The organism is Thermoanaerobacter uzonensis DSM 18761, assembly GCF_900129115.1.
In the GTDB taxonomy this organism is placed as follows: Bacteria; Bacillota; Thermoanaerobacteria; order Thermoanaerobacterales; family Thermoanaerobacteraceae; genus Thermoanaerobacter; species Thermoanaerobacter uzonensis.
In genome coordinates, this window is sequence record NZ_FQUR01000006.1 from 127,467 (window position 1) to 150,773 (window position 23,307).

Here is a 23,307-nt window from a genome sequence, read left to right on the forward strand (position 1 = left end):
TTTAGATGATTATTGACAGTTATCTATAAATATGCTATATTAGCAATAAATAATAGATATTGTTGCTAATGTAGCATAAAATCATCAATATCTATTATTTTTTATCAAAAAATTTAATAAAGTAAAATAATAAAGGGGGAAAGTTAGGATGAAAAATGATGTATTAAAAAAGGATAATAGTTTTAAACCGTATGTACCAGCAGATGTTTATTTACCAGAAATTACACCTACTTCTGTAATTTTAGGGATAATACTTGTTATTATTTTTGGAGCAGCAAATGCTTATCTTGGCCTTAAGGTTGGTATGACTGTAAGCGCATCTATTCCAGCTGCTGTAGTGTCTATGTCTATATTAAAAGGAGTCTTAAAAAGAGGTACTATCTTAGAAAACAATATAGTTCAGACATTAGCTTCTGCTGGTGAAGCTGCCGCGGCAGGTGTGGTATTTAGTATACCAGCACTATATTTTCTTGATTATATTCCTTCCATGTTATTAATCTCATTAATAACTTTATTTGGAGGAATTTTAGGCGTAATTGGAATGGTTATCTACAGAAGATACTTAATTGTAGAGCAGCATGGAATCCTACCTTATCCTGAAGGTACGGCTTGCGCGGAAATTCTTATTGCAGGTGATAAGGGCGGTGTATCTGCTAAGATGGTGTTTAAAGGTGGAATAATTGCTGCAATATACAGATTAATACAATCGGGTCTTGGCTTTTTCCCAGATGTTATTGAAACATCAATACCAAAACTTCCTGGAGGAGTTATTGGTGCTAATATTCTTCCCTCTCTTGTAGGTGTAGGTTATTTAATAGGCTATAAAGTTTCAGCAATAATACTAGCTGGTGGTTTGCTAGCTTGGGTAGTTATTATTCCTCTTTTAACTTTTATTGGAGCTAATGTAAATACACCAATTTTCCCTTCGTTAACTCCCATTTCTCAATTGGATGCATGGGGAATGTGGACAGATTACATTCAATATATCGGAGCAGGAGCATTAACTGTTGGAGGACTAGTGGAGTTTTTCAGAGCGCTTCCTGTTGTAAAAGATGCTATTTTAAGTTCTTTTTCTAAAATAAGAACATCTACTTCAAATAATACTTTGCGTACAGAGAGAGATATACCATTTCCTTATATTGTATCGATATTTTTAGCAATAGTTATTTTGATTGCTTTAATACCTCAGATGGAAATGAATATATTAGGTGCATTTCTTACAGCAATTTTTGGATTTCTATTTGTATCTATTTCTTCGAGAATAGTTGGGGTTGTTGGAAGTTCATCTAATCCTGTCTCCGGAATGACGATTGCAACCATATTCATTAGTGCCATTATTATGAAATCAATAGGCTATACAGGCATTAAGGGAATGGTTACAACCGTTGTTATTGGTGCTATTGTAACAGTTGCCGCTGCAATTGCTGGTGACACTTCTCAAGATTTAAAAACAGGTTTTATAGTAGGTGCCACTCCAAAGGCCCAGCAGATTATAATGATACCTGGTATTCTTATCTTTGCTGGTATGTCAGGTTTTGTGCTAACTTTGTTAAATAACGCATATCATATTGGAAGTAGTGAATTGCCTTCCCCTGCTACAGCTGTAATTGCAGTGTTAGTTAAAGGAGTATTTTCTGGCAACTTGCCGTGGGGACTATTAATTATTGGTGCAGCTATAGGAGTAATTGTGGAACTAATGGGTATAGCTTCTTTACCATTTGCGATAGGATTATATTTACCAGTACATTTATCAGTTCCAATATTTGTTGGAGGTTTTGTAAGAACGCTTGTAGAAAAATATAGGAACAATGGAATCGAAAGTGGTACATTATATGCATCAGGACTTGTTGCAGGAGATGCTTTGGTAGGTGTTTTACTTGCTTTATTAACCACGGCAGGGGTAGCCGAAAAAATTGCAATAGGAAGTGGAATTTTAAGTAATGGAATAGCATCAATAGTAGGATTGGTTCTCATATCAATAATTGCTTATACGCTTTATAGCAATTCTAAAGTTGAAGAGAATTGAAAATAAAGGAGGAAATTGTTTATGAGAAGAATTTCAACATTTTCTATTGTCGCGCGTGATCCTCAAACTGGTGAATTAGGTGTAGCGGTTCAATCAAAATTTTTGGCGGTAGGTTCTGCAGTAGGTTGGGCAAAAGCTGGAGCAGGCGCGATAGCTACACAGGCATTGGCTAATCTTGATTTTGGAGAAATAGGCATCAAACTTCTTGAGAAGGGATATTCTGCACAACAAGTTCTTGATGCATTGCTTGCATTAGATCCAGATAGAGAAGATAGACAGGTAGGTATAGTAGATACAAAAGGAAATGCTGCTGCTTTTACTGGCAAAAGATGCTTTGATTGGGCAGGTCATATTGTGGGAGAAAATTTCTCTTGTCAAGGTAACATATTAGTAAGTGAGGATACTGTAAAAGCTCTTGCTGAGACTTTTGTAAATACGAAAGGGACTCTTGCGCGAAGATTAGTTGCGGCTTTAGCTGCAGCTCAAAATGCAGGAGGAGATAGAAGAGGTAGGCAATCGGCATCTTTGCTTATTGTTAAAGAAAAAGGAAGCTATGGAGGATATAATGATAGATATATTGACCTTAGGGTTGATGATGACCCTGATCCAATCGCTAAATTATCTCATTTATTAGATTTGCATGAATTATATTTTAGTAAAACGAAGCCTGAAGAAATGGTAAAAGTAGATGAAAAATTGGCTGCTGAAATACAGGAATCTCTTAAAAAATTAGGCTATTATAAGGGAGAAATAACAGGAAAATATGATGAATATACAAAAGAAGCGTATAAAGATTTTTGCGGATGGGAAAATTTCGAAGAAAGAATTTGTGAAGGTGATGTCGTTGATATAAATGTATTGAATTATTTAAGAAAAAAAGTAAAGGAACAGTAAGAAATTAATTTTAGTATTACAAAACTAAAAGGAATCCTTTCTTTTTTGAAATGAAGGGGGATTCCTTTTAGTTTTGATAGGACTACAATATCCTTTCAGCGAAGTGTTTTATTCTTTCAAGTGCTCTTGCTATTTTATCTATAGAATATGCGTATGATACACGAATAAATCCTTCACCGCTTGGGCCAAATGCGTCTCCTGGTACTACAGCTACTTTTTCTTCTTTTAAGAGTTTTTCACAAAATTCCTGTGAAGTCATACCCGTCTTTTTTATTGACGGGAAAATATAAAAAGCTCCTTTTGGCTCAAAGCAGTCAAAGCCTATTTCGCGAAATCCGTTTACAATAAATTTCCTTCTCTTATCATATGTTTCTCTCATTTTTACTATGTCTTCTTCACATTGATATATACCCTTTATAGCTGCATATTGTGCTGTTATTGGAGCGCATATAGTTGTGTACTGATGGATTTTATTCATCGCTTCAATGAATCCGTGTTCTGCTGCAATATATCCAAGTCTCCAACCTGTCATGGCAAAAGCTTTAGAAAAACCGTTTATAAGTATTGTCCTTTCTTTCATGCCCGGAAGTGAGGCTATGCTTACGTGTCTTCCTTCATAAGTCAATTCACTATATATTTCATCAGAAATTACTATTAAATCATGCTCGATTATTATGTTTACAATTTCTTCTAATTCTTCTTTTTTCATGATAGCACCTGTAGGGTTATTGGGGTAAGGAAGAATTAATACCTTTGTTTTTGGGGTTATTTTTGATTTTATGTCATCGGGGGTTATTATAAAATTATTTTTTTCGTCAGTAGGAACAAATACAGGGATGCCTCTTGTCAAAGTTACACATGGTGCGTATGATACGTAACTTGGTTCAGGTACTAAAACTTCGTCACCGTCATTTAAAAGAGCTCGCAGAGCAAGGTCAATGGCTTCACTGGCACCAATAGTTACCATTATTTCTTTTTCAGGGTCATAGGTTAAATTATAATGGGTCTTTAAAAAATAGGATATGGCGATTCTAAGTTCGGGCAAGCCTAAGTTTGAGGTGTATGTTGTGCTACCTCTATCTAGTGCGTCAATGCCTTCTTTTCTTATTTCCCATGGAGTTACAAAATCTGGTTCGCCAACTCCCAGTGATATTATGTCTTTTGAATTTGTCACAAGGTCAAAAAATTTTCTAATTCCGGACGGTGGTATGCTTTTTACTACATTAGATATATATTTGTCTGTGTTCATGGTGTTACCACCAGTCTTTTGTCATTTTGCCCTTCTTCGTAAAAAACGCCGTCCTTTTTATATCTTTTTAATACAAAATGGGTTGTAGTGCTTAAGACTCCTTCAATAGGTGCAAGCCTTTCAGCTACAAATAATGCTATTTCTTTCATGGTTTTGCCTTCTACTTCCACAGAAAGGTCATAAGTTCCGGAAATTAAGGAAACTGATTTTACTTCTTCGTACTGGCATATTCTGTGGGCTACTTTGTTAAATCCATGTCCTTGTTGTGGTGCTACTCTCACATCTATAAGGGCAGTTATAACTTCCCGGTCGGTCTTTTCCCAATCCACTAAAGTAGTGTATTTTAATAACACTTTTTTGTCCTCAAGACTTTTCATTGTATTTTTGACTTCTTCTTCACTAAACCCTGTAATTGTTGCAATTTGTTTTTCTGTAAGACGACTGTTTTCGCACAAAAGGTCAATGATTTCCATAGATTTATCCATATTTCATCCACCCTCCTAAAAAGATATTTTATGCACATTATAATACAAAGATAGGTGTAATTCAATAATTTAATAAATTGAAGCATAAAATTTTAAATAAAAACGTTTGAAATTGAAGTAATACAAGATTGTTGGGTTGACAGATACATGTAAAGAATGCTACAATTTTTATAGGGATATTGATAATTATTTTTAATTATGGAGGCTGCATATAAATGGGAGAAAATACTATTATAAATCTTATAGAATTAAAGGAAAATCATGAAGGAGAGATTGTATTAATAAAAGCAGGAAGAGCAGCTACGCAAAGGTTAAATGAAATGGGACTTGTCCCGGGGACAAAAGTTAAGCTGGTTAGAAAAGGTCCTTTAAGGGGCCCTGTAGAATTGGAGGTTAGGAATTCTCACCTTGTGATTGGATATGGTCTTGCTTCAAAAATATATGTAAAAATCGTCTGACAGAAAGGGCGATATGCGATGAAAAAAGAAATAGTTATAGCCTTAGCAGGAAATGCTAATGTGGGTAAAAGTGTCATATTTAATCAATTAACAGGATTGACTCAGATAATTGGCAACTGGCCGGGAAAAACAGTCGAGAGGGCAGAAGGGGTACTGCGGTTTAAAGGACGAACTATAAAAATTGTTGACCTTCCTGGTATTTATTCACTTTCTGCTTATTCTCAAGAGGAAATTGTTTCCCGTGAGTTTATAGCTTTTGAAAAACCAGATGTTGTAATAAACGTAGTGGATGCCTCTAATCTTGAGAGAAATTTGTTTTTTACAGTGCAACTTTTAGAGCTTCATGTGCCTATGGTTATGGCTTTAAACCAAATGGATTATGCCCTTAAAAAGGGTATAGATATAGATGTAAAGAAGTTAGAAGAGCTTTTAGGTATTCCAGTTGTAGAAACTGTTGCTACAAAAGGCAAAGGGCTTCAGGAATTAATAAATAAAGTTTTAGAAGTTGTGGATTCGCATAAAGAAGTGGATGTAAAAGGGTATGATATAAAAGAGGAAAAAGTTCTCAAATACAGAAATGAAGTAAGTGAATCTGTAATGAAAATTTACAACATCCTTTTGAAACACAATGTAGACCTTATAAATTTGTTTCATCCTTTGTGGATTTCACTAAAACTGATAGAAGAGGATAGCGATATAGTAGAAAAGTTAAAAAAAGAGCCTAATGGAGAAAAAGCTTATGAAGAAATTCAAAAAGAATTAGAAGGTTTAAAGGCGAAGACAGATAGTCCTCTTGCAACTTTAGTTACAGCAGACAGATATGATATTGCTTCTTTTATCGCAAGCCAAACTGTATCAGAGATTCACCATAGAATTACTTGGACTGATTTAATTGACAATGTAGCTCTTCATAAGATATGGGGCTATATATCAATGTTCATTATTGTATTTATATCTTTTTATGGAATATTTAAATTTGGAGAGTATTTCTCAGGTGTGCTGGAGGACTTTTTTGACGGTTTTAAGCCTTTAGTGTACAATTTGAATATTCCAAATATGTATAAAGATTTTCTCTGGAATGGGCTTGCTGAAGGGATTATTTCTGCTATAACTATAGTGCTTCCCTATATATTTCCTTTTTATGTGTTTTTATCAATACTTGAAAACACTGGTTATCTTGCAAGAATTGCATTTTTAATGGATGAGGTTATGCACAAAGTTGGGCTTCACGGTAAAGCTCTTATTCCAGTATTGATGGGGTTTGGGTGCAATGTCCCTGCAGTATTAGGCACCAAAATTTTAGAAACGGATAGAGAAATATTTATTGCGTCTTTTATGTCCACTCTTGTGCCTTGTTCTGCAAGAATTGTAATAATTTTGGGAACAATAGGGGTCTTCATGGGGCCACAATACGCACTTGCTGTTTTTGCCTTAGACGTTTTGGTAGTTTATATAGCGGCGTATTTTGCAAATAAAATTGCACCTGGAAAGCCTTATGATTTGATAATGGAACTTCCTGGCTATAGGATGCCTGCTTTAAAGCCTACATTGAAGCAGATATGGTTTAGAATAAAAGACTTTTTGTATGTAGCTCTTCCAATAATTGTAGTTGGCAGCTTGGCTCTGGAAATATTGAAGTACTCTGGCATATTTAAATATGTGACTTATATAATGGATCCTATTGTTGTAAAATGGTTGGGATTGCCGTCAATAGTTGGGATAGTATTGATTTTTGGGATACTCAGAAAAGAATTGACACTTATAATGCTTTTAACACTGTCTGGGACAAGTCATATAACACAGATTTTGACGCCGCGGCAGATGATTGTCTTTGGTGTTGTTACAATGCTTTATATTCCTTGTATTGCTACAATTGCGGCATTAAAAAGGACAATTGGCTGGAGAAAGACATGGTGGGTAGTTTTTGCTAATATTTTTATTGCAATACTAATAGGAGGAATATTAAATCGAATTCTTACTTTTATATAAATATGGTATAATGTGAATAGGTGATAAAATTATGCCTTATATAATGCCTCAAAAAGAAAAAAGATTAAAAGTGTTGAGAAATGAGTTAGAAAAAGCTATTGATTCTATTATATCTTTAAATCCCGAAAAAGTGGTATTATTTGGTTCATTGGAAAGAGAAGATGTACATTTAAGAAGCGATATAGACCTTTTGATAATTTGGAAGACTGACCTGCCGTTTTTGGAAAGATTGCAAGTGTTTTATGATGCTATAAAGTCAAATGTTGCAATGGATATATTGGTTTATACTCCTGAAGAAATTGAAAAATTATATAGGAAAAATAAATTTATAGCAAAAGTATTAGATGAAGGGCGTGTATTATATGAAAAGAAGCAATGAAGAAGAAGCCAAGAGATGGCTTCAACAGGCCAAAAGAGACCTTGATGATGCGATTTTTTCAAAAGATGGTCAGCGTTACAACTTAGCTTGCTTTTTATCGCAACAAGCAGCAGAAAAAGCAATAAAAGCTTATCTATACAGTCAAGGTGCAGAATTCGTTTGGGGGCATTCTGTTGCTGAACTAATAAATGATGCCATTCAATTTGACGAAAGCTTTGTTGGAAGAAAAAAAGAAGGGAGTTCATTAGATAAGTATTATATTCCGACACGTTATCAAGGGTAAATAAGATAAAAATTTTCCCCCATTAAGGGGGATTCTTTAAATAAGATTAACTTTAAGCAGTAACTCCTCATTATTAAGAATTTCCTCAGGTTTACCTACAGTTTCTATTCTATGGTCTTCGTTTAGCACTATTACCATGTCTGAAAGTGTTGCTGCCATGTCAAGGTCGTGAGTTGCAATGACTATCGTGGTGCCTTTTTTGTTTAATTCTTGTAATTTTCCCAAAAGCCATTTTTTTGACCGTGGGTCAAGGCCATTTGTAGGTTCGTCAAGAAGCAAAACTTCAGGATTTATCACCATAACTGACGCTAATGCGACTTTTTTCTTTTCTCCGCCGCTTAATCTGTGAGGGGGTCTATCTTTTAATTTTTCGAGTCCAAAAGAAATAAGAGTTTCTTCCACTATTTTTTGGACTTCGTCTTTCCTTAAGCTCATTTGAAGTGGTGCAAAGGCTACTTCATCAAAAACAGTAGTGTTAAAAAGTTGTACATCAGAGTCCTGAAACACAAAGCCTACTTTTTTTCTAAATTCATATTCATCAAAAGTTTTTTTATCCCCTAATAGCTTGCCCAAGGCCCATATTTCACCGCTTTGAGGAGCAATTAAATTGTCCATCAATTTTAAAAGAGTGGATTTCCCACTGCCATTAGCACCGAGAAGGATTAACTTTTCTCCTTTTTTTACTTCAAAACTTATGTCAATTAAAGCAGGAACTGATTTATTATAAGAGTAGTAGACATTTTTTAATTCAAATACTGTGCTCATTTGGTCCTCCTTATGGGTGGATATACCACAAGATGAATAAAAAAGTTGTATTAAAACCTATCCATATATAATCATAAAAAGTTATTTTAAAAGTAGTTATTGTTTTGTATTCTCCTTTGTAACCCCGCGAAACCATAGCATTGTAAACATCATCACTCAGTTGTTGAGACCTTATCAAAACATTTGCCATAGCAGAAGAGACAAATTTTCTTCCTTCTTTGCTGCTAATTTTTTCTACATTTCTACTTTTTCTTGCGAGGAACATGTTTATAGCAATTTCTAAAAGCAAAAAGATATAACGTAAGGCCATTTCAAGTGTAGCAGTAAAAATGCGGGGAATCTTAAAAGTTCTCAATGCTTTTAAGATTTCTACCCATTTTGTTGATAGAGCTAATATATACACAAAAGATAAAGATATAAATGACCTCATCATAAAAACAATGGCACTTTCTAATCCTTCTTTTGTTATATAAAAATTTTTTGTGAAATATACTAAAGGCTGCCCTTCTTTTACTACATTAAAAAGTGAAGGTATCAGGACAATACCTGTAAAAAATATTGAGACTGCTGATACCCTCACAATGTATGTTTTTAAAGGAATTTTAGAAAAATAAGCCAACAAAAGTGTATAAATAAGAAATATGGTCATAAAAGGTATTGTCTTTCCAAAATTAACTATAATGAGTAATACAAAAAGTGAAATAAGTTTTATCCTCGTATCAAGAGACTGCATAATACCTTTCTTAACAGAAATTGCATCAGAATAAAACATGTCTTCAAATACACTTTGTATACTTAAGATTGTCTTTTCTAAAAAGTTATCCATTTTTTTTCTGGGGTTTTCCCATAATCCTCCCTAATATTGCAAATATCAATACAATAGCTGCAATTCCTACAACTGCTGAAAAAATATAACCTAAAGCTTGTTGAAAGAAATTAGCATCAAATCCTGGTATACTGTAATCGGGTAATATTGCTTTTATAACTTCTGAAAATCGGTTCATTCCCTCAGGTATATATCCTATCATGCTCTTTATTTCATCTAAGCCCCATTCTCCCCATGCTGAACCAGGAGCTAAAAGTCCGAGGGGAGTGAGAAGTATTATAACTATAGCTGCAATGTAGAACTTTTTCATCTATTATCACCTCTAAGCCTATATGAGAATTTATATAATATATTTTCTTCGTCTAATTTTTGTAAATAATATACTACAAGACCTGTTATAACAGCTTCTACAATACCAGCTACAGTAAGATGAGCAAACATCATTGCAGGTATTGCTACGTTTAATCCATAAGGAAAATATAGTGGTGTTCCATTTGCTGTATGAAAAAGCAATGGTTGAAGTCCAAGTTCTATTGCTGTAGCAAGAGCTGCAGCATTTATTCCTACATATCCCCCTATAGCAGATGATAAAACCTTATTTAGTTTGAGAGATAACATGAGCCTGTAAATTCCATATCCCACAAAAGGAGCTATAAATCCCATGTTAAAGCTGTTTGCTCCAAGAGCTAAAATTCCTCCATCGCCAAAAAGCAATGCTTGAATAAATAAGGCTATCGTAAGAGATATACTTGCTGCCCAGGGCCCTAAAGTTATAGCAAGTAGAGTTGCTCCAATTGCGTGGGCAGTTGTACCTCCTGGTATTGGTACGTTAAACATCATTATTGTAAAGGCAAAAGCTGACCCTATTGCCATAGCAGGAACATCCTTTTTGTCAAAACTTTTGTTGACTTTTTTTGCTGCAATTGTCAACACTGGTACCATAGCAGCACCCATAACGGCACAGGTTTGGGGACTTATATATCCCTCTGGTATGTGCATAAAATTACCCCCTTTATTTATAAATTTTCCCCTGTTGTTGTCGTTACTAATTTTCCATGTTTTACTCCTTTTGTGCTTATTATTTCATCTGCAATTTTTGTAATTTCCTTTGCGGTACCTTTTACTACCATTATTTCGAGGCAGTTGTGTTCATCAAGGTGTACGTGCATTGTTGAGATTATGTTTTGATAGTGCTTATGTTGTAGGTCTGTCAGTTTGTCACTTATTTCTCTCACTTCATGATTAAAAACATATGTAATTGTTCCAATAGTTTCCACATCTTCTGCTTCCCACTGATTTTCCACTATAAAATCTCTTATCAAATCTCTTATGGCTTCGGATCTGTTATTGTAGTTTTTTCTCTTTATAAGCTCGTCAAATTGATAAAGAAGTTTTGATTCCATTGAAACTCCAAAACGCGTTATTTCTTCCAGACCTATCACTCCCCTAAAATGGTGTCATCTTCTTAAAAATAATAGCACTATTTTATGGTGGAGTCAATTTAAAAAATTAATTTTAGCTTAATTTTCAATTAATATTGCTTTAATGTTTAGGTTATAAAATGAACTTGAAAGTTGATGGTAGACCATCAACTAAAATAAAAGAAAGGGTGGTTCAAATGAACAAAAAATTAATGACTTATGTTGTTACAGGGGCAATGGCTATAGGATTACTAGGAGGAGCATCTTATCAAGGAATTGCTAAGGCTCAAACAAATGCTCCCGCTCCTTCAGCTGTGACGTCTACTGTTACTACACAATCTGACCAACAAAACATAAACGAACAGCAACCAATGTATCAAGGCACAATAAAAGTTGCAAATTCTCAAGACAATGTAAAAGACAATGCAATAGACAATGAAAAAAATCTAAAAGACAACGAGACGCAAGAAAGCGCGAAGTTGGCTTCTCTTGCAAAGATAACTCCTGATGAGGCAAAAGCTGCAGCATTGAAAGTTGTACCAGGTACAGTGACAAAAGTAAGTCTTGACAACGAAAATGGATATCTTGTATACAGCGTAGAAGTAAAGACTGCTAATGGAGTAGTAGATGTAAAAGTTGATGCAGGTAATGGTACAGTTTTAGCGCAAGATAAAGACCAAGACAATGAAAAATCCAAAGAAAAGATTAGTGAAGGCGAAAAAGCAAATGCTCCTGACAATGACACTGTCCAACTTGAACAACAAGGAGAAAACTAAATAAATCTAAGAAAAGAGGCGTTTTGCCTCTTTTTTAGTTGAATATGTTAACGATTTAATATATAATGAAACATAAAAGGGGAGTAGCTTGCCACACATTGTGGTTTGACCTGTCGTCAGCACGAGAGATTTTCTCCGGCAGGTCAAAAACTCCATGCGGAGTTTGAGCAAGACCTTTATAGTGTTTACCACTATAAGGGTCTTTTTTATTTATATTTACAAAAGAAGGGAGTATATACAATGAATGCTTTTATAGAAGGTATATTAAATCTTACACCAGGTCATATTATAATGTTTATCATTGGGAGTATTCTCATATATCTTGCGATAAAAAAAGAATACGAGCCAATGTTACTTTTGCCTATAGGATTTGGTATAATACTTGCAAATATCCCGCTTTCATCTGCTATAGGCGAAAATGGTTTTCTTACAATTCTATACAATGCTGGAATAAGTACGGAACTTTTCCCTATTCTCATTTTTATTGCAGTTGGGGCAATGGTAGATTTTTCACCACTTCTTAAGCAACCGTTAATGATATTTTTTGGCGCGGCAGCGCAATTAGGAATATTTTTAACTATAATTTTTGCACATATGCTGGGCTTTAATTTAAAAGAAGCAGCTGCTATAGGCATAATTGGCGCTGCAGATGGCCCTACATCTATTTATGTAGCTAATTTGTTTGCACCAAAGCTTTTGGGTGCTATATCAGTTGCAGCTTATTCATATATGGCATTAGTTCCAATAATCCAGCCCTTTGTGATAAAAATGCTTACCAGTGAAGAAGAACGAAAAATTAGAATGGATTTACGCATGAATGAAGTTTCAAAAACAACTAAAATACTTTTTCCAATAGCAGTGACATTTGTAGCAGGAATTTTAGTACCAACTAGTGTTCCACTTGTAGGTTCTTTGATGTTTGGTAACCTCATAAGAGAAAGTGGGGTAGTAGAACGGCTTTCAAAAGCTGCACAAAATGAACTTGCCAATCTTGTGACACTTTTACTTGGGATAACAATAGGTTCTACTATGACTGCCGACAAATTTTTGACACCTACAACTCTTTTGATATTTGGAATGGGGCTTATAGCATTTATATTTGATACAGCAGGAGGAGTATTGTTTGCAAAGTTTTTAAATTTGTTTTTAAAAAATAAAGTCAATCCAATGGTAGGAGCTGCTGGAATCTCAGCCTTTCCAATGGCGTCTCGTGTCATACAGAAAATAGCCCAAAAAGAAGACCCTACAAATTTTATTTTAATGCAGGCTGTAGGAGCAAATGTTGCAGGTCAGTTAGGTTCTATCATAGCAGGAGGTATTGTAATAGCACTGGTAAGTTCTATTATGTAATTGAAAGTTATGCAATTAAAAGTGTAGAGTTTGGATTACAGGGAAGAGGTTTTTAGATACTTTCATTAGAGGAGCTAAAATTTGAAAGAGGTGAACAAAATGGACTTACTTAATGTATTTAAAATTGCTATTGTGGGAATAGGAATGACTTTTTTGATGTTAGTAATATTTTTTGTGTTGATTAAAGTTTTAGTAAAAATATTTAAACCGGAAAATGTTAAAAAAGGAGAATAAGAGAAAGGACAGCCTGTTCAGTTGAGTGCCGGGAAACTTAGCGAGGCCGAAAGACGAAAATTATTTACCTACTAATTTTTTAATTATATACTCCTTGTGATATAATAAAATTGTAAAGTTGTTACTGCATGGAGGTTTTGGTGATGCCACTTAATGTAGTACTTGTTGAACCTGAAATACCACAAAACACAGGGAATATTGCAAGAACTTGTGTGCTTACAAGCAGCAGGCTTCATCTTGTAAAACCTTTAGGTTTCAGTATAGACGAAAAATACGTAAAAAGAGCTGGCTTAGATTACTGGCCTCTTTTAGACCTTACTGTTTACGATAATCTCGAACAATTTCTTGAACAAAACAAAGGTAAAAAGTTTTATCTTGCTACCACAAAGGCTAAAAAGTATTATCATGAAGTAAAATATAAAGACAATTCTTATATACTTTTTGGCAAAGAGACTGCAGGACTTCCTAAGTGGTTGATTGAAAAATACTACGAAGACTGTATACGGATACCAATGCATGAAGTGATATCTACAAGGTCTTTAAATTTGTCCAACTCTGTAGCTATAGTACTATATGAGGCCTTGAGACAACTGGGTTTTCCTAATATGAAATAGAAAATTGAGGGATGATTATGAAGAGGAAGATTATCCATGTTGACATGGATGCTTTTTTTGCATCTGTAGAACAACATGATAATCCAGAATATAGAGGAAAACCTGTTATTGTAGGTGGTTTGTCGGAACGAGGAGTAGTTTCAACTTGCTCCTATGAGGCAAGAAAGTACGGAATACATTCTGCAATGCCGATGTATATGGCGAAGAAGCTATGTCCACACGGTATTTTTCTTTCTGTAAGGAGAAAAAGATATGAAGAGGTTTCAGCTCAAATTTTTGACATCCTGTACAGTATAACTCCTTTAGTCGAACCTGTGTCTATTGATGAAGCCTATCTTGATGTTACAGATATTGACAAAAATCCAGAGATTATTGCCCTGGGAATAAAAAAGAAAGTGAAAGAGACGACGGGACTTACCATTTCTGCAGGAGTTTCCTATAACAAATTTCTTGCAAAGCTTGCTTCTGATTGGAATAAGCCAGATGGATTTATGGTCATAACAGAAGACATGATTCCCGACATTTTAAAACCACTTCCCGTTTCCAAAGTTTATGGGATAGGAGAAAAATCAGAAGGGAAACTTAAATCTATGGGAATAAATACAATTGGTGACCTTTTAAAATTGTCACAGGAGAATCTTGTCGAAATTTTTGGTAGGGTAGGTGTGGAAATATATTTAAGAATTCGTGGCATTGATGAGAGGCCTGTTGAAACTATGAGAGATATTAAGTCTATAGGGAAGGAAAAAACACTGGAAAAGGATACAAAGGACAAAAAGCTTTTGCTTCGATATGCGAAATTATTTTCCGACATAATCGCAGAAGAATTGTTTAGAGAGAGGCTTTATGCCAGAACAGTTACTGTTAAGATAAAAACATCGAATTTTGCTATTCACACCAAAAGCAAAACTTTAAATAAGTATATACGATTAAGTGAGGACATATATAATGTAGCCTACGAAATTATTGAAAGTCTAAAATTAGACCAATATATAAGGCTTATTGGTCTATCTGTTTCTAATTTGAGCGCAGTAAAGTATGAACAATTATCCTTTTTAGATAAAAATGTTGTCAAATCTATTAAGGCAGAAAACGTAGTCAGAGAAATAAATAAAAAAATAGGACAGGAGATAGTGAAAAAAGCAAGTGAACTTCTAAATGAGGGAACGAAGCAACGGAGGGATTAGATTGGAAGCAAAAGAGAGGCATAAGCGCAGTGTTGCTAAAGAAATTGTAGAATTGGCTTGGCCTTCTATAACAGAACAAATGCTTATAATGGCAGTTGGAATGGTGTCAACTATATTTGTAGGACGTGTTGGAACAAATGCGATTGCGGCTGTTGGGATGATTAACTCCCTTATTTTTTTCTTTCAAGCTATTTTTGCAGGCCTTGCCACTGGTTCTACAGTAATTGTAGCAAGGCTCATTGGTGAAGAAAACGAGGAAGGGGCTCGTCTTGCAGTTATGCAGTCACTTATTATGAGTATTGCTATTTTTATAGGACTCACTACTTTGGGCTATATTTTTGCAGTACCTACTATTAAAACCTTCTTTGGAAGTGTATCCACTGATGTTTTTAAATTGGCTTTAATGTACTATAAAATAGTGCTTTTTGGGTTACCTTTTGTGATAATTGACATCATCATAGGCGGGGCTTTAAGAGGTGCAGGGGATACAAAAACCCCAATGTACATAACTGCTACAGTAAATGTGATAAATCTTTTATTAAATAGCACACTAGTATTTGGAGTGACTTATCACGGTAGATATTTAATACCTTCTTTAGGAGTAAAAGGTTCTGCACTTTCTGCTACAATTTCAAGAATAATAGGAGGTTTTTTGCAATTATATGTTTTATATTTTGGCAAAAGGCGAATTAATCTTGATATAAAAGAAAAGATTCGACTTGACTTTAACATGATGATGAGGATTATACGAGTAGGAATACCAGCTTCTTTAGAGCAGGTAATAATGCAAGGTGGTTTCCTTGTAATGCAAGTTATCGTTTCCACAATGGGGACTATTGCAATTGCTGTATATCAAATAGGTATGAATGCTAATAGTCTTGCTTTTATGCCTATGTTTGGATTTTCAATAGCGGCAACCAGTTTAGTGGGACGGAGTCTTGGTGCAAAACATTTTATGCTAGCGGAAATATACGCAAAAATTTCAAGGAACATTGCTGTTATTGTAATTTCTGTTATAGGTGTTTTTATGTTTATATTTTCAAAGCAGCTTGCAGCGCTTTATACTACTGATCCTATTGTAATAAAAATAGCTTCTGATATTATAAAGATTTTTGCTATTGTGGAACCTTTGCTTGCTATATTAAATGTCATGGCAGGAGTATTAAGGGCTGCAGGCGATATTCCTTATATTGTTCTCACAGCTTTTATTGGATTATGGCTCTTTAGAGTTACTATTGGATATATTCTTGGTAAAGTGCTTGGTATGGGAGTATATGGAATATGGATTGGTATATGTACCGACTTTGTTGTAAGGTCAGTAATGTATAGTTATAGATTTAAAGCCGGCAGATGGAAATATATTAAAGTTTAGAGTACACAAATTTATCACATATTCTTAATTTTTACATAACATTTTTCTGTTATTGTAATGACAAAAGTCAATTTTTAAAAGAGGTGGCTTTATGAAGAGAAAATACTTATATGCAATTGTTGCTGTTTTAATCATTGGCATTGTCACTTTTTACTTTGTAAACAGGGCAAAATCATCACAACCCCAGCAACTTTCATATGTTACAGTTACTCGAGGTAATATTTCTATGAAAGTCACTGGGACAGGAAACTTAAGTGGCGATGTAAGAGCAATTACGTTAAAAGGAAGTGGAACAGTAAAGAAAGTGTATTTTAAGGTAGGAGATACTGTAAAGAAAGGAGACCTATTATACGAAATTGAAGATGACAATTTAAACAATCAGCTGGAGCAAGCGAAAATAAATCTTGATTTAGCTGAGCAACAATTAAGTCAAGACACTCAAAACTACAATAGTAGCATTGCAAATTTAAACATAACTTCTCCTTTTAATGGGATTATAGATAATGTACTTGCAAGAGAAGGACAGAATGTCACACCTGGAACACCTGTTGCAACCATTGCAGATTACTCTCATGTTACTGTAAAAGTTCCTTTCAATGGTGTTCAAATAAAGAATATAAAAGTTGGACAAAAGGCAGATATTTTTTTATACGACTCATTTACAAGTGTAACAGGTACTGTTGAATACGTTTCAGAGCAGCCTGTTCCTAACAATACAGTGCAATACTACTATGTAACAGTGGGGCTTGACAATCCGGGTGCCTTAAGCGATGGAATGAGGGTACAAGTATCAATACACACAGATAATGGGATAGAAACAGCATTAGAAGATGGCACGTTGACTGTCAAAAACACAATCAATGTTACAGCGCAAACATCAGGCACGGTAGATAAAATATATGTTTCTCAAGGGCAAAGTGTAAATAAAGGGCAACTTCTAATAAAGCTTGCATCAAATAACATAAGCGATGTGCAAATACAAAACGACAAATTAAAAGTTATGCAAGCACAAAACAATTATGATCAAATTTTACAACAAATTAACAACTTAAAGATATACTCTCCTATAGATGGGAAAATATTGAGTCAGAATATCAAAGAAGGAGATATATTAGGTACTTCCGTAGCGAGCACTAACATAAGCAATACAAATAGCCAATCACAGCAATCGAGTTTTGTGCCCGTTTTAGATATAACGCAATTATCTTCTTATGAGAGCCAACCAGAAACTGCGGTAATAGCAAACAATGACAAATACATCGTTGACTTTTCAGTGGATGAAACAGATATAAAAAATGTGAAAGTAGGGCAGCAAGCACAACTTACGACGGATGATTTACCGGGTAAAACTTTTAACGGTATTGTTTCGCAAGTGTCACAACTTCCAACAATACAAAATGGTGTTTCTTCTTATAACGTAATTATTGAAGTCGATCCAAGCGAAGGATTAATGCTAGGTATGTCAATGAATGTTTCAATAACCGTTGCAGAAAAACAAGATGCTTTAATACTTCCAATACAAGCCGTTCAGACAAATGGAAATAGAAAATACGTAATACTCTATACAGACGATTTAAAAAATCAAAATATCAATAGCACTAATAACGGGAACTTTTTCAGGAACAACATAAGATTTGTGGAAACAGGGATTTACAACGATAACTTTATAGAAATTGTAAGTGGCTTACAGGAGGGAGACAAAGTATTAATTCCAACCCTTAATTCCTCAACAAACGGGAATAATCGTAATCCAGGTGGTTTTGGTATAATGGGCGGCTTTAGACCAGAGGGCAATTTCAACAGGAATATGACTAATCAAGGCAGTCGTTATCAGGGCAGAAGCTTTAATGGGACAGGGCAAAATAACACTTCCACAGGGAGGTAAATGATGGATAACATTTTAATAAAAATAAGGAATTTAACAAAGATTTACAAAATGGGGGAAAATGAAGTAAGAGCGTTAGATGGTATAAACCTTGACATTAAAAAAGGAGAATTTATATCAATTGTCGGTCAATCAGGTTCAGGCAAAACTACTTTAATGAATATAATAGGGTGCTTAGATGTAAAAACTTCTGGAGAATACTTTTTAAATGGCATAGACACAGGCAAACTTTCTGACAATCAATTAGCAGATTTAAGATGTAGCGAAATAGGGTTTGTATTCCAAAATTTCAATTTGCTTCAGAAAATGACGGCTTTAGAAAATGTGGAATTGCCTATGATATATAAGGGTGTGCCTACAAAAGAAAGACGACAAAGAGCAGAGATGCTTTTAGAGATGGTAGGACTTAAGGAAAGGATGCACCATAGACCTAATGAATTATCAGGAGGTCAGCAACAAAGAGTAGCAATAGCAAGGGCGCTAGCAAACAATCCCCATCTCATATTAGCAGATGAGCCGACGGGAAACTTAGACTCAAAAAGTGGTAGTGAGATAATGAAAATAATAAAAGAGTTAAACGAGAGAGGAAATACAGTAGTACTCATAACTCATGACCCTAATATAGCTGCACAAGCTAAAAGAATAGTGAGAATAAAAGATGGGCGTATTTTAGAAAACGAGGTGGTAACACCGTGAGATATGTAGAAGCTTTGAAAATAGCTATACGCAGTATTTTAAGCAATAAAATGAGGTCTTTTCTCACCATGTTGGGGATTATAATAGGTGTCACAGCTGTTATAGCCTTAGTAAGTATAGGTCAAGGCTCTACGAGAAGTGTTACTTCTCAAATACAGAGTATGGGTTCAAACCTCATAATGGTAAACATAATGGGAAGAGGGGGAGAAAATTCCTTAACTTATGACCAAACTATTGCTTTAAAAGACTCAAGCTTTATAGCTGCTATATCTCCGGTCATATCTACAAGTGTAACGGTTATGTACGGAAATAATTCAGTGGACAACACAGCGGTAAATGGAGTAAATGGAGATTATCAGTCAATACGCGATATACAAGTAGCAGCTGGCAGATTCATTTTGCCAATGGATGATGAAGGAAGGAACAGGGTAGCAGTTCTTGGCAGCAATGTAGCGAGAGAACTTTTTGGCTTTACTGATCCTATTGGCAAGACTATAAAATTAAATGGCCAAAACTTCACGGTAGTAGGTATTTTGTCACAAAAAGGTTCTTCAATTGCAGGTTCTGATGATGATTCAATATTTATACCCCTTAAAACAATGTTCTACTTTGCGAAAAATAGAGACATAAGACAAATATATATAGAAGCTACAAGCCCAGATACGGTTGAACTCGCTAAAAACGAAATAAACAGCAAACTGCTAACTATATTTAAAGGCGATACAAATGCCTTTAGAATAATTGATCAATCGCAAATTTTATCTACAGTAAATAGTGTTACTGCTACATTGAGCTTGCTCCTTGGAGGAATTGCAGGAATATCCCTTTTAGTCGGTGGAATAGGCATAATGAACATAATGCTTGTATCTGTTACTGAAAGAACGAGAGAGATAGGGATAAGAAAAGCATTAGGAGCCAAAAAGAAAGATATATTACTTCAGTTTATAATTGAATCATTAACTTTAAGCGGATTAGGAGGAATAGTGGGAATTATAGTAGGATACGTATTGTCGATGGTACTAGGCTCAGCTATGAATATAAATGCTAAGCCATCTCTCTCAACAGTATTAATATCCTTTTCTTTCTCAGTAATTGTGGGATTGTTCTTTGGCGTATATCCTGCAAATAAAGCTGCCAATTTAAATCCAATTGAAGCTCTAAGGTACGAATAAAATACAAAAAAGGACAAATTTCTTAGTTTTACTTAAGAGTTTGTCCTTTTTAATATTGTTTTTTTGCCGATAAAAGTTTATAATTTAGTTAATGATAAAATTGGGAGGAGAGAGTAATTGAAGTGGACTGAATCTTTATCAGTTGGAAATGAACCCATTGACAGTCAACATAAAGAGTTAATAAAAAAAGTAAATGATGTTCTGGAAGCTTGCAATCAGAAAAAAGGAAAAGAAAAAATTGAAGAAGTGATGAAATTTTTAAAAGATTATACTATAGAACATTTTAGCGCTGAAGAAGACCTCATGAAAAAATATCAATACCCTTTCTATGAAGAACACAAAAAAATTCATGAAGATTTCATTAAAAAAGTAGAAGAATTGGACGAAAAAATAAAAAAAGAAGGCATAAACTTATCAATCATAATGCTTGTCAATAAAACGCTGGTGGATTGGCTTATAAATCACATAAGTAAAGAGGACAAAAAGGTAGGAGAACACATAAGAAAAGCAAAGGGGGATTTTTTGAAATGAAGTGGACAGAGTCTTTGTCTGTAGGGAATGACTATATTGATGAACAGCATAAAGAGTGGATAAGAAGAATCAATGACCTTTTAGAAGCATACAATCAAAAAAGAGGCAAGGAAAAAGTTGAGGAAGCAATGGAATTTGTAAAAGAGTACACTGTAACGCATTTTAGCGCCGAACAAGAGCTGATGAGAAAGTATAAATATCCTGAGTATGAAATACATAAACAAATTCATGACAATTTTATTAAAGAAGTCAATGAACTAGATGAAAAAATAAAAAAAGAAGGTCCTACGCTCACTAATTTGATGACTGTTAATAGGACTTTAGTAGATTGGGTGCTAAATCATATAAGCAAAGTAGATAAAAAATTAGGAGAGTACATAAAAAGTCAAATGTAATTAAGCCTGTAAATGCAAGCTACAGTTTGTTGACAAAGTAAAAAAATATTCAAAAGGAGATATTTTGTATCGTCGCTCCGATGTTCCAAAGCGACAAAACTAAAACTCGACCTTCAGGTTCCGGCAGGGTACCGGGCACAATCGACGTCCTGTCTCAGGTGCCCGCCTACGCCATCCTTGGCTTCGGCCCTGCCTCCACCTTTGGTCTTGCTAAGTTTTGTTGCCGCTTTGTCACAAGTCGCACCGATTACAAAATATCTCCTTTACGAAAGTTTGTCTACAGTCCGGAGCCTGTAAATACAGGCTATTTTTGAATCATAGGTTATGCGGTAAAATATTTTTAAATCTAAAAATTTGAGGGGGTTTTATTGTGAGGCTTGTGAGAATAGATAAAGCGTTGAATGAGTATGGAATAATTGAAGGGGATAAAGTTATTGCATTGGGAAGTGAAGGCTTTTATTCTTACAACTTGGAGGAAGTAAAGCTTTTGCCTCCTTGCCTGCCTACTAAAGCTATATGTGTAGGGTTAAATTATAGGGATCATATAGAGGAAATGGGGGACAAGGAGCCGGAGGAACCAACATTATTCATAAAACCTTCAACAGCAGTTATTGGGCCTGATGATTTTATAGTTATTCCTAAGATGTCCGAAAGGGTTGACTATGAGGGGGAACTGGCTGTTGTCATAGGCAAAAGAGCGAAAAATGTGTCTTTAAAAGATGCGTTAGACTATGTCCTTGGCTATACGATAGCTAACGATGTAACAGCAAGAGATTTGCAGGCAAAAGATGGCCAATGGACAAGAGCGAAGTCTTTTGATACCTTTTTGCCCATAGGCCCTTGGATTGTGACAGACTTAGACCCATCTTCTTTGGACATAACTACATATGTAAATGGTGAAGTAAAGCAGAAAAGTAACACCAGACATCTCATATTTGGCGTTCCAAGACTTGTGAGTTTTATATCTCACATAATGACGCTAAACCCTGGCGATGTCATATTGACGGGAACACCCTCTGGCGTTGGTCCTTTAAAACATGGGGACACTGTAACTATTGAAATAGAGGGAATAGGTAAATTAACAAATAGAGTAAAATAAAATCAGACTACAAAATGAATGATAAAATATATAACTAAACCAATTAAAGATAGAGGAATTCCTATCAAAGCCCATTCACGGCTTTTTATATTTAGCTTTCCTGCTGATATGATATTAGGTATGTTTCCCGGAATCAACATTCCGCCACTTATTAAAAGACCCATCAATATTGCTTGGATTTGTTCTATTGTCATGTGAGGAGAAATTTCGGCTGCTGCCAATGTTGCGTTGTCAAGAACTGCAGATAGCATGTTTATCCAGTATAAAAGTCGGCTATCAAGATGAATTATATAATTATCAATAATAGGTTTGAATCCTGCACCTAAAAGTTCCAATGCCAGAATAAAAACAAAAATTTTAAATGCTTGAATAAAGATAAATTGAAATCTTTCAATTTTTTTAATTTCTTCCGCTTCTTCCACATAATTTTCTTCTATAATGAGACTACTTTTCTCTAATTTATTGATATAGAGTAAACCTAAAAAGCCCAAAGCCAATATAGCTGGTATAATGTAAATGCCTAAGGTAGCAAAAAGGTAAAGGAAGTTTTCATTTAATTTTGATGTTACAATTGTGGCTAAAGGCTCGCCAATTGGTGTTAGTGCAGCACCAATGCCTATTGAAAGAGAAGCAATGACAGTAATCACTACTTTGTCTTTGTGCTTTAAGGGCAACAAGTGAATTATTTCCACTAATATTATTGAGGCTATTATGGCTGTGATTATACTGGCTGTCAATCCAAGGATGACAATTACCAAAAATATAAATATTCCCAGTGGAATATGAGTTACTACTGTTCCTATAAATCTTTTAAATTTATCTTTAAATATCTCAAATAAAAGTCCTGATAAAAATACGGCTGCTGTTATTAAATACAAAAGATGATTTTTAAATATGTGAACTATCAGGTCATAAGAAAATACTCCTGATACAAATGCTGTGGCGACCCCCATTGAAAAAAGAAAATATTCGATGTTGTGTTCTATATGCCTATTTACAAGAGGCAAAATTAGGATCATTAATAATATTAGTAAGAGTACAACAATAACCACAATCCATCCTCCTTTTATATTATTATTTGTATTATTTTGTAAAATAAAAAGTGGGAAAACTCACCTTTAAGATGAGCTTCCCACCCAAGAAGCCGAAAATTCTTGAACAAGTCATAAGACTTGCCAACCGTAAAAACTTTATTTACTTTATTAAAATTATAACATAGAG

Annotated in this window: 26 protein-coding genes and 1 other annotated feature; of the genes, 18 read left to right on the forward strand and 8 right to left on the reverse strand. The window is 34.6% G+C overall.

Annotated elements, in window-relative coordinates; genetic code table 11:
• Positions 1–148: 148 nt before the first annotated feature.
• Positions 149–2,026 (forward strand): OPT family oligopeptide transporter, encoded by a 1,878-nt coding sequence (locus tag BUB32_RS00665; protein ID WP_072966546.1) that lies wholly within the window; start codon positions 149–151, stop codon positions 2,024–2,026.
• A gap of 21 nt (positions 2,027–2,047) precedes the next feature.
• Positions 2,048–2,920: a DUF1028 domain-containing protein gene (locus tag BUB32_RS00670; RefSeq protein WP_072966548.1), complete on the forward strand. Its 873-nt coding sequence runs from the start codon at positions 2,048–2,050 to the stop codon at positions 2,918–2,920.
• An 82-nt stretch (positions 2,921–3,002) separates the two neighbouring features.
• Here the strand turns inward: BUB32_RS00670 and BUB32_RS00675 are convergent, their stop codons facing one another.
• Both BUB32_RS00675 and BUB32_RS00680 read right to left on the reverse strand, forming a co-directional pair.
• The gene (locus BUB32_RS00675; RefSeq protein WP_072966550.1) at positions 3,003–4,169 is read right to left on the reverse strand and encodes an aminotransferase class I/II-fold pyridoxal phosphate-dependent enzyme; all 1,167 of its coding nucleotides are present in this window, start codon (positions 4,167–4,169) and stop codon (positions 3,003–3,005) included.
• Entirely contained in the window at positions 4,166–4,654 is a 489-nt protein-coding gene (locus BUB32_RS00680) for an Lrp/AsnC family transcriptional regulator (protein ID WP_072966552.1), read from the reverse strand. The genes BUB32_RS00675 and BUB32_RS00680 overlap by 4 nt, the downstream gene beginning before the upstream one ends.
• A 215-nt stretch (positions 4,655–4,869) precedes the next feature.
• On the opposite strand from BUB32_RS00680, the gene BUB32_RS00685 reads away from it, so the two are divergent.
• From BUB32_RS00685 to BUB32_RS00700, 4 genes are read left to right on the forward strand one after another with little or no spacing between them, the layout of a single operon-like run.
• Positions 4,870–5,112 carry a FeoA family protein gene (locus tag BUB32_RS00685; protein ID WP_003869052.1) on the forward strand — a complete coding sequence of 81 codons (243 nt, stop codon included), beginning with the start codon at positions 4,870–4,872 and terminating at the stop codon, positions 5,110–5,112.
• A gap of 18 nt (positions 5,113–5,130) precedes the next feature.
• On the forward strand, positions 5,131–7,101 hold the full coding sequence (gene feoB, locus BUB32_RS00690) for a ferrous iron transport protein B (RefSeq protein ID WP_072966554.1): 1,971 nt from the start codon (positions 5,131–5,133) through the stop codon (positions 7,099–7,101).
• A gap of 31 nt (positions 7,102–7,132) precedes the next feature.
• On the forward strand, positions 7,133–7,480 hold the full coding sequence (locus BUB32_RS00695; RefSeq protein WP_072966556.1) for a nucleotidyltransferase domain-containing protein: 348 nt from the start codon (positions 7,133–7,135) through the stop codon (positions 7,478–7,480).
• A complete protein-coding gene (locus tag BUB32_RS00700; RefSeq protein ID WP_143152787.1) occupies positions 7,464–7,763 on the forward strand; it encodes a HEPN domain-containing protein in 300 nt (99 codons plus the stop codon). Before BUB32_RS00695 ends, BUB32_RS00700 begins: the two co-directional genes overlap by 17 nt.
• Before the next feature lie 36 nt (positions 7,764–7,799).
• Here the strand turns inward: BUB32_RS00700 and BUB32_RS00705 are convergent, their stop codons facing one another.
• The 5 genes from BUB32_RS00705 to nikR are packed head-to-tail and all read right to left on the reverse strand — an operon-like array spanning position 7,800 to position 10,796.
• Positions 7,800–8,528, reverse strand: coding sequence for an energy-coupling factor ABC transporter ATP-binding protein (locus BUB32_RS00705; RefSeq protein ID WP_072966558.1), 729 nt, complete (start codon positions 8,526–8,528; stop codon positions 7,800–7,802).
• A 10-nt stretch (positions 8,529–8,538) separates the two neighbouring features.
• Complete coding sequence (gene cbiQ / locus BUB32_RS00710) at positions 8,539–9,354, reverse strand: cobalt ECF transporter T component CbiQ (RefSeq protein ID WP_072966560.1); 816 nt, start codon at positions 9,352–9,354, stop codon at positions 8,539–8,541.
• Positions 9,347–9,664: a PDGLE domain-containing protein gene (locus BUB32_RS00715; RefSeq protein WP_029688208.1), complete on the reverse strand. Its 318-nt coding sequence runs from the start codon at positions 9,662–9,664 to the stop codon at positions 9,347–9,349. Before BUB32_RS00715 ends, cbiQ begins: the two co-directional genes overlap by 8 nt.
• Positions 9,661–10,353, reverse strand: coding sequence for a cobalt transporter CbiM (gene cbiM / locus BUB32_RS00720; protein ID WP_072966562.1), 693 nt, complete (start codon positions 10,351–10,353; stop codon positions 9,661–9,663). The genes BUB32_RS00715 and cbiM overlap by 4 nt, the downstream gene beginning before the upstream one ends.
• Positions 10,354–10,370: 17 nt before the next feature.
• Positions 10,371–10,796, reverse strand: coding sequence for a nickel-responsive transcriptional regulator NikR (gene nikR, locus BUB32_RS00725; RefSeq protein WP_084726968.1), 426 nt, complete (start codon positions 10,794–10,796; stop codon positions 10,371–10,373).
• 176 nt (positions 10,797–10,972) lie between these two features.
• On the opposite strand from nikR, the gene BUB32_RS00730 reads away from it, so the two are divergent.
• From BUB32_RS00730 to BUB32_RS00780, 12 genes are all read left to right on the forward strand, one after another.
• The gene (locus tag BUB32_RS00730) at positions 10,973–11,551 is read left to right on the forward strand and encodes a PepSY domain-containing protein (RefSeq protein ID WP_200773830.1); all 579 of its coding nucleotides are present in this window, start codon (positions 10,973–10,975) and stop codon (positions 11,549–11,551) included.
• 240 nt (positions 11,552–11,791) lie between these two features.
• Positions 11,792–12,901: a sodium ion-translocating decarboxylase subunit beta gene (locus tag BUB32_RS00735; RefSeq protein WP_072966566.1), complete on the forward strand. Its 1,110-nt coding sequence runs from the start codon at positions 11,792–11,794 to the stop codon at positions 12,899–12,901.
• Positions 12,902–13,000: 99 nt separating this feature from the next.
• Positions 13,001–13,135 (forward strand): OadG-related small transporter subunit, encoded by a 135-nt coding sequence (locus tag BUB32_RS13210; protein WP_268807530.1) that lies wholly within the window; start codon positions 13,001–13,003, stop codon positions 13,133–13,135.
• Between the two features lie 143 nt (positions 13,136–13,278).
• The gene (gene trmL, locus BUB32_RS00740; RefSeq protein WP_072966568.1) at positions 13,279–13,749 is read left to right on the forward strand and encodes a tRNA (uridine(34)/cytosine(34)/5-carboxymethylaminomethyluridine(34)-2'-O)-methyltransferase TrmL; all 471 of its coding nucleotides are present in this window, start codon (positions 13,279–13,281) and stop codon (positions 13,747–13,749) included.
• 17 nt (positions 13,750–13,766) lie between these two features.
• Positions 13,767–14,936, forward strand: a complete 1,170-nt coding sequence (locus BUB32_RS00745) for a DNA polymerase IV (RefSeq protein ID WP_072966571.1) — start codon at positions 13,767–13,769, stop codon at positions 14,934–14,936.
• A 1-nt stretch (position 14,937) separates the two neighbouring features.
• Complete coding sequence (locus BUB32_RS00750) at positions 14,938–16,308, forward strand: MATE family efflux transporter (RefSeq protein ID WP_072966573.1); 1,371 nt, start codon at positions 14,938–14,940, stop codon at positions 16,306–16,308.
• A 91-nt stretch (positions 16,309–16,399) separates the two neighbouring features.
• The gene (locus tag BUB32_RS00755) at positions 16,400–18,193 is read left to right on the forward strand and encodes an efflux RND transporter periplasmic adaptor subunit (RefSeq protein ID WP_072966575.1); all 1,794 of its coding nucleotides are present in this window, start codon (positions 16,400–16,402) and stop codon (positions 18,191–18,193) included.
• Positions 18,194–18,196: 3 nt separating this feature from the next.
• Complete coding sequence (locus BUB32_RS00760) at positions 18,197–18,889, forward strand: ABC transporter ATP-binding protein (protein WP_072966577.1); 693 nt, start codon at positions 18,197–18,199, stop codon at positions 18,887–18,889.
• A complete protein-coding gene (locus BUB32_RS00765) occupies positions 18,886–20,061 on the forward strand; it encodes an ABC transporter permease (protein WP_072966580.1) in 1,176 nt (391 codons plus the stop codon). Before BUB32_RS00760 ends, BUB32_RS00765 begins: the two co-directional genes overlap by 4 nt.
• 117 nt (positions 20,062–20,178) lie before the next feature.
• Positions 20,179–20,592 (forward strand): bacteriohemerythrin, encoded by a 414-nt coding sequence (locus BUB32_RS00770; protein ID WP_072966582.1) that lies wholly within the window; start codon positions 20,179–20,181, stop codon positions 20,590–20,592.
• Positions 20,589–20,987: a bacteriohemerythrin gene (locus BUB32_RS00775; protein ID WP_042834186.1), complete on the forward strand. Its 399-nt coding sequence runs from the start codon at positions 20,589–20,591 to the stop codon at positions 20,985–20,987. The genes BUB32_RS00770 and BUB32_RS00775 overlap by 4 nt, the downstream gene beginning before the upstream one ends.
• 370 nt (positions 20,988–21,357) lie before the next feature.
• Positions 21,358–22,086 carry a fumarylacetoacetate hydrolase family protein gene (locus BUB32_RS00780; RefSeq protein WP_072966583.1) on the forward strand — a complete coding sequence of 243 codons (729 nt, stop codon included), beginning with the start codon at positions 21,358–21,360 and terminating at the stop codon, positions 22,084–22,086.
• A 2-nt stretch (positions 22,087–22,088) separates the two neighbouring features.
• Here BUB32_RS00780 and BUB32_RS00785 read toward each other — a convergent pair whose 3' ends face one another.
• Positions 22,089–23,138 carry a DUF1646 family protein gene (locus BUB32_RS00785; protein WP_072966585.1) on the reverse strand — a complete coding sequence of 350 codons (1,050 nt, stop codon included), beginning with the start codon at positions 23,136–23,138 and terminating at the stop codon, positions 22,089–22,091.
• Between the two features lie 74 nt (positions 23,139–23,212).
• Positions 23,213–23,267 (reverse strand) — a sequence feature (sodium ion sensor (DUF1646 type); this cis-regulatory element may regulate processes involved in with the transportation of sodium ions).
• Between the last annotated feature and the right edge of the window lie 40 nt (positions 23,268–23,307).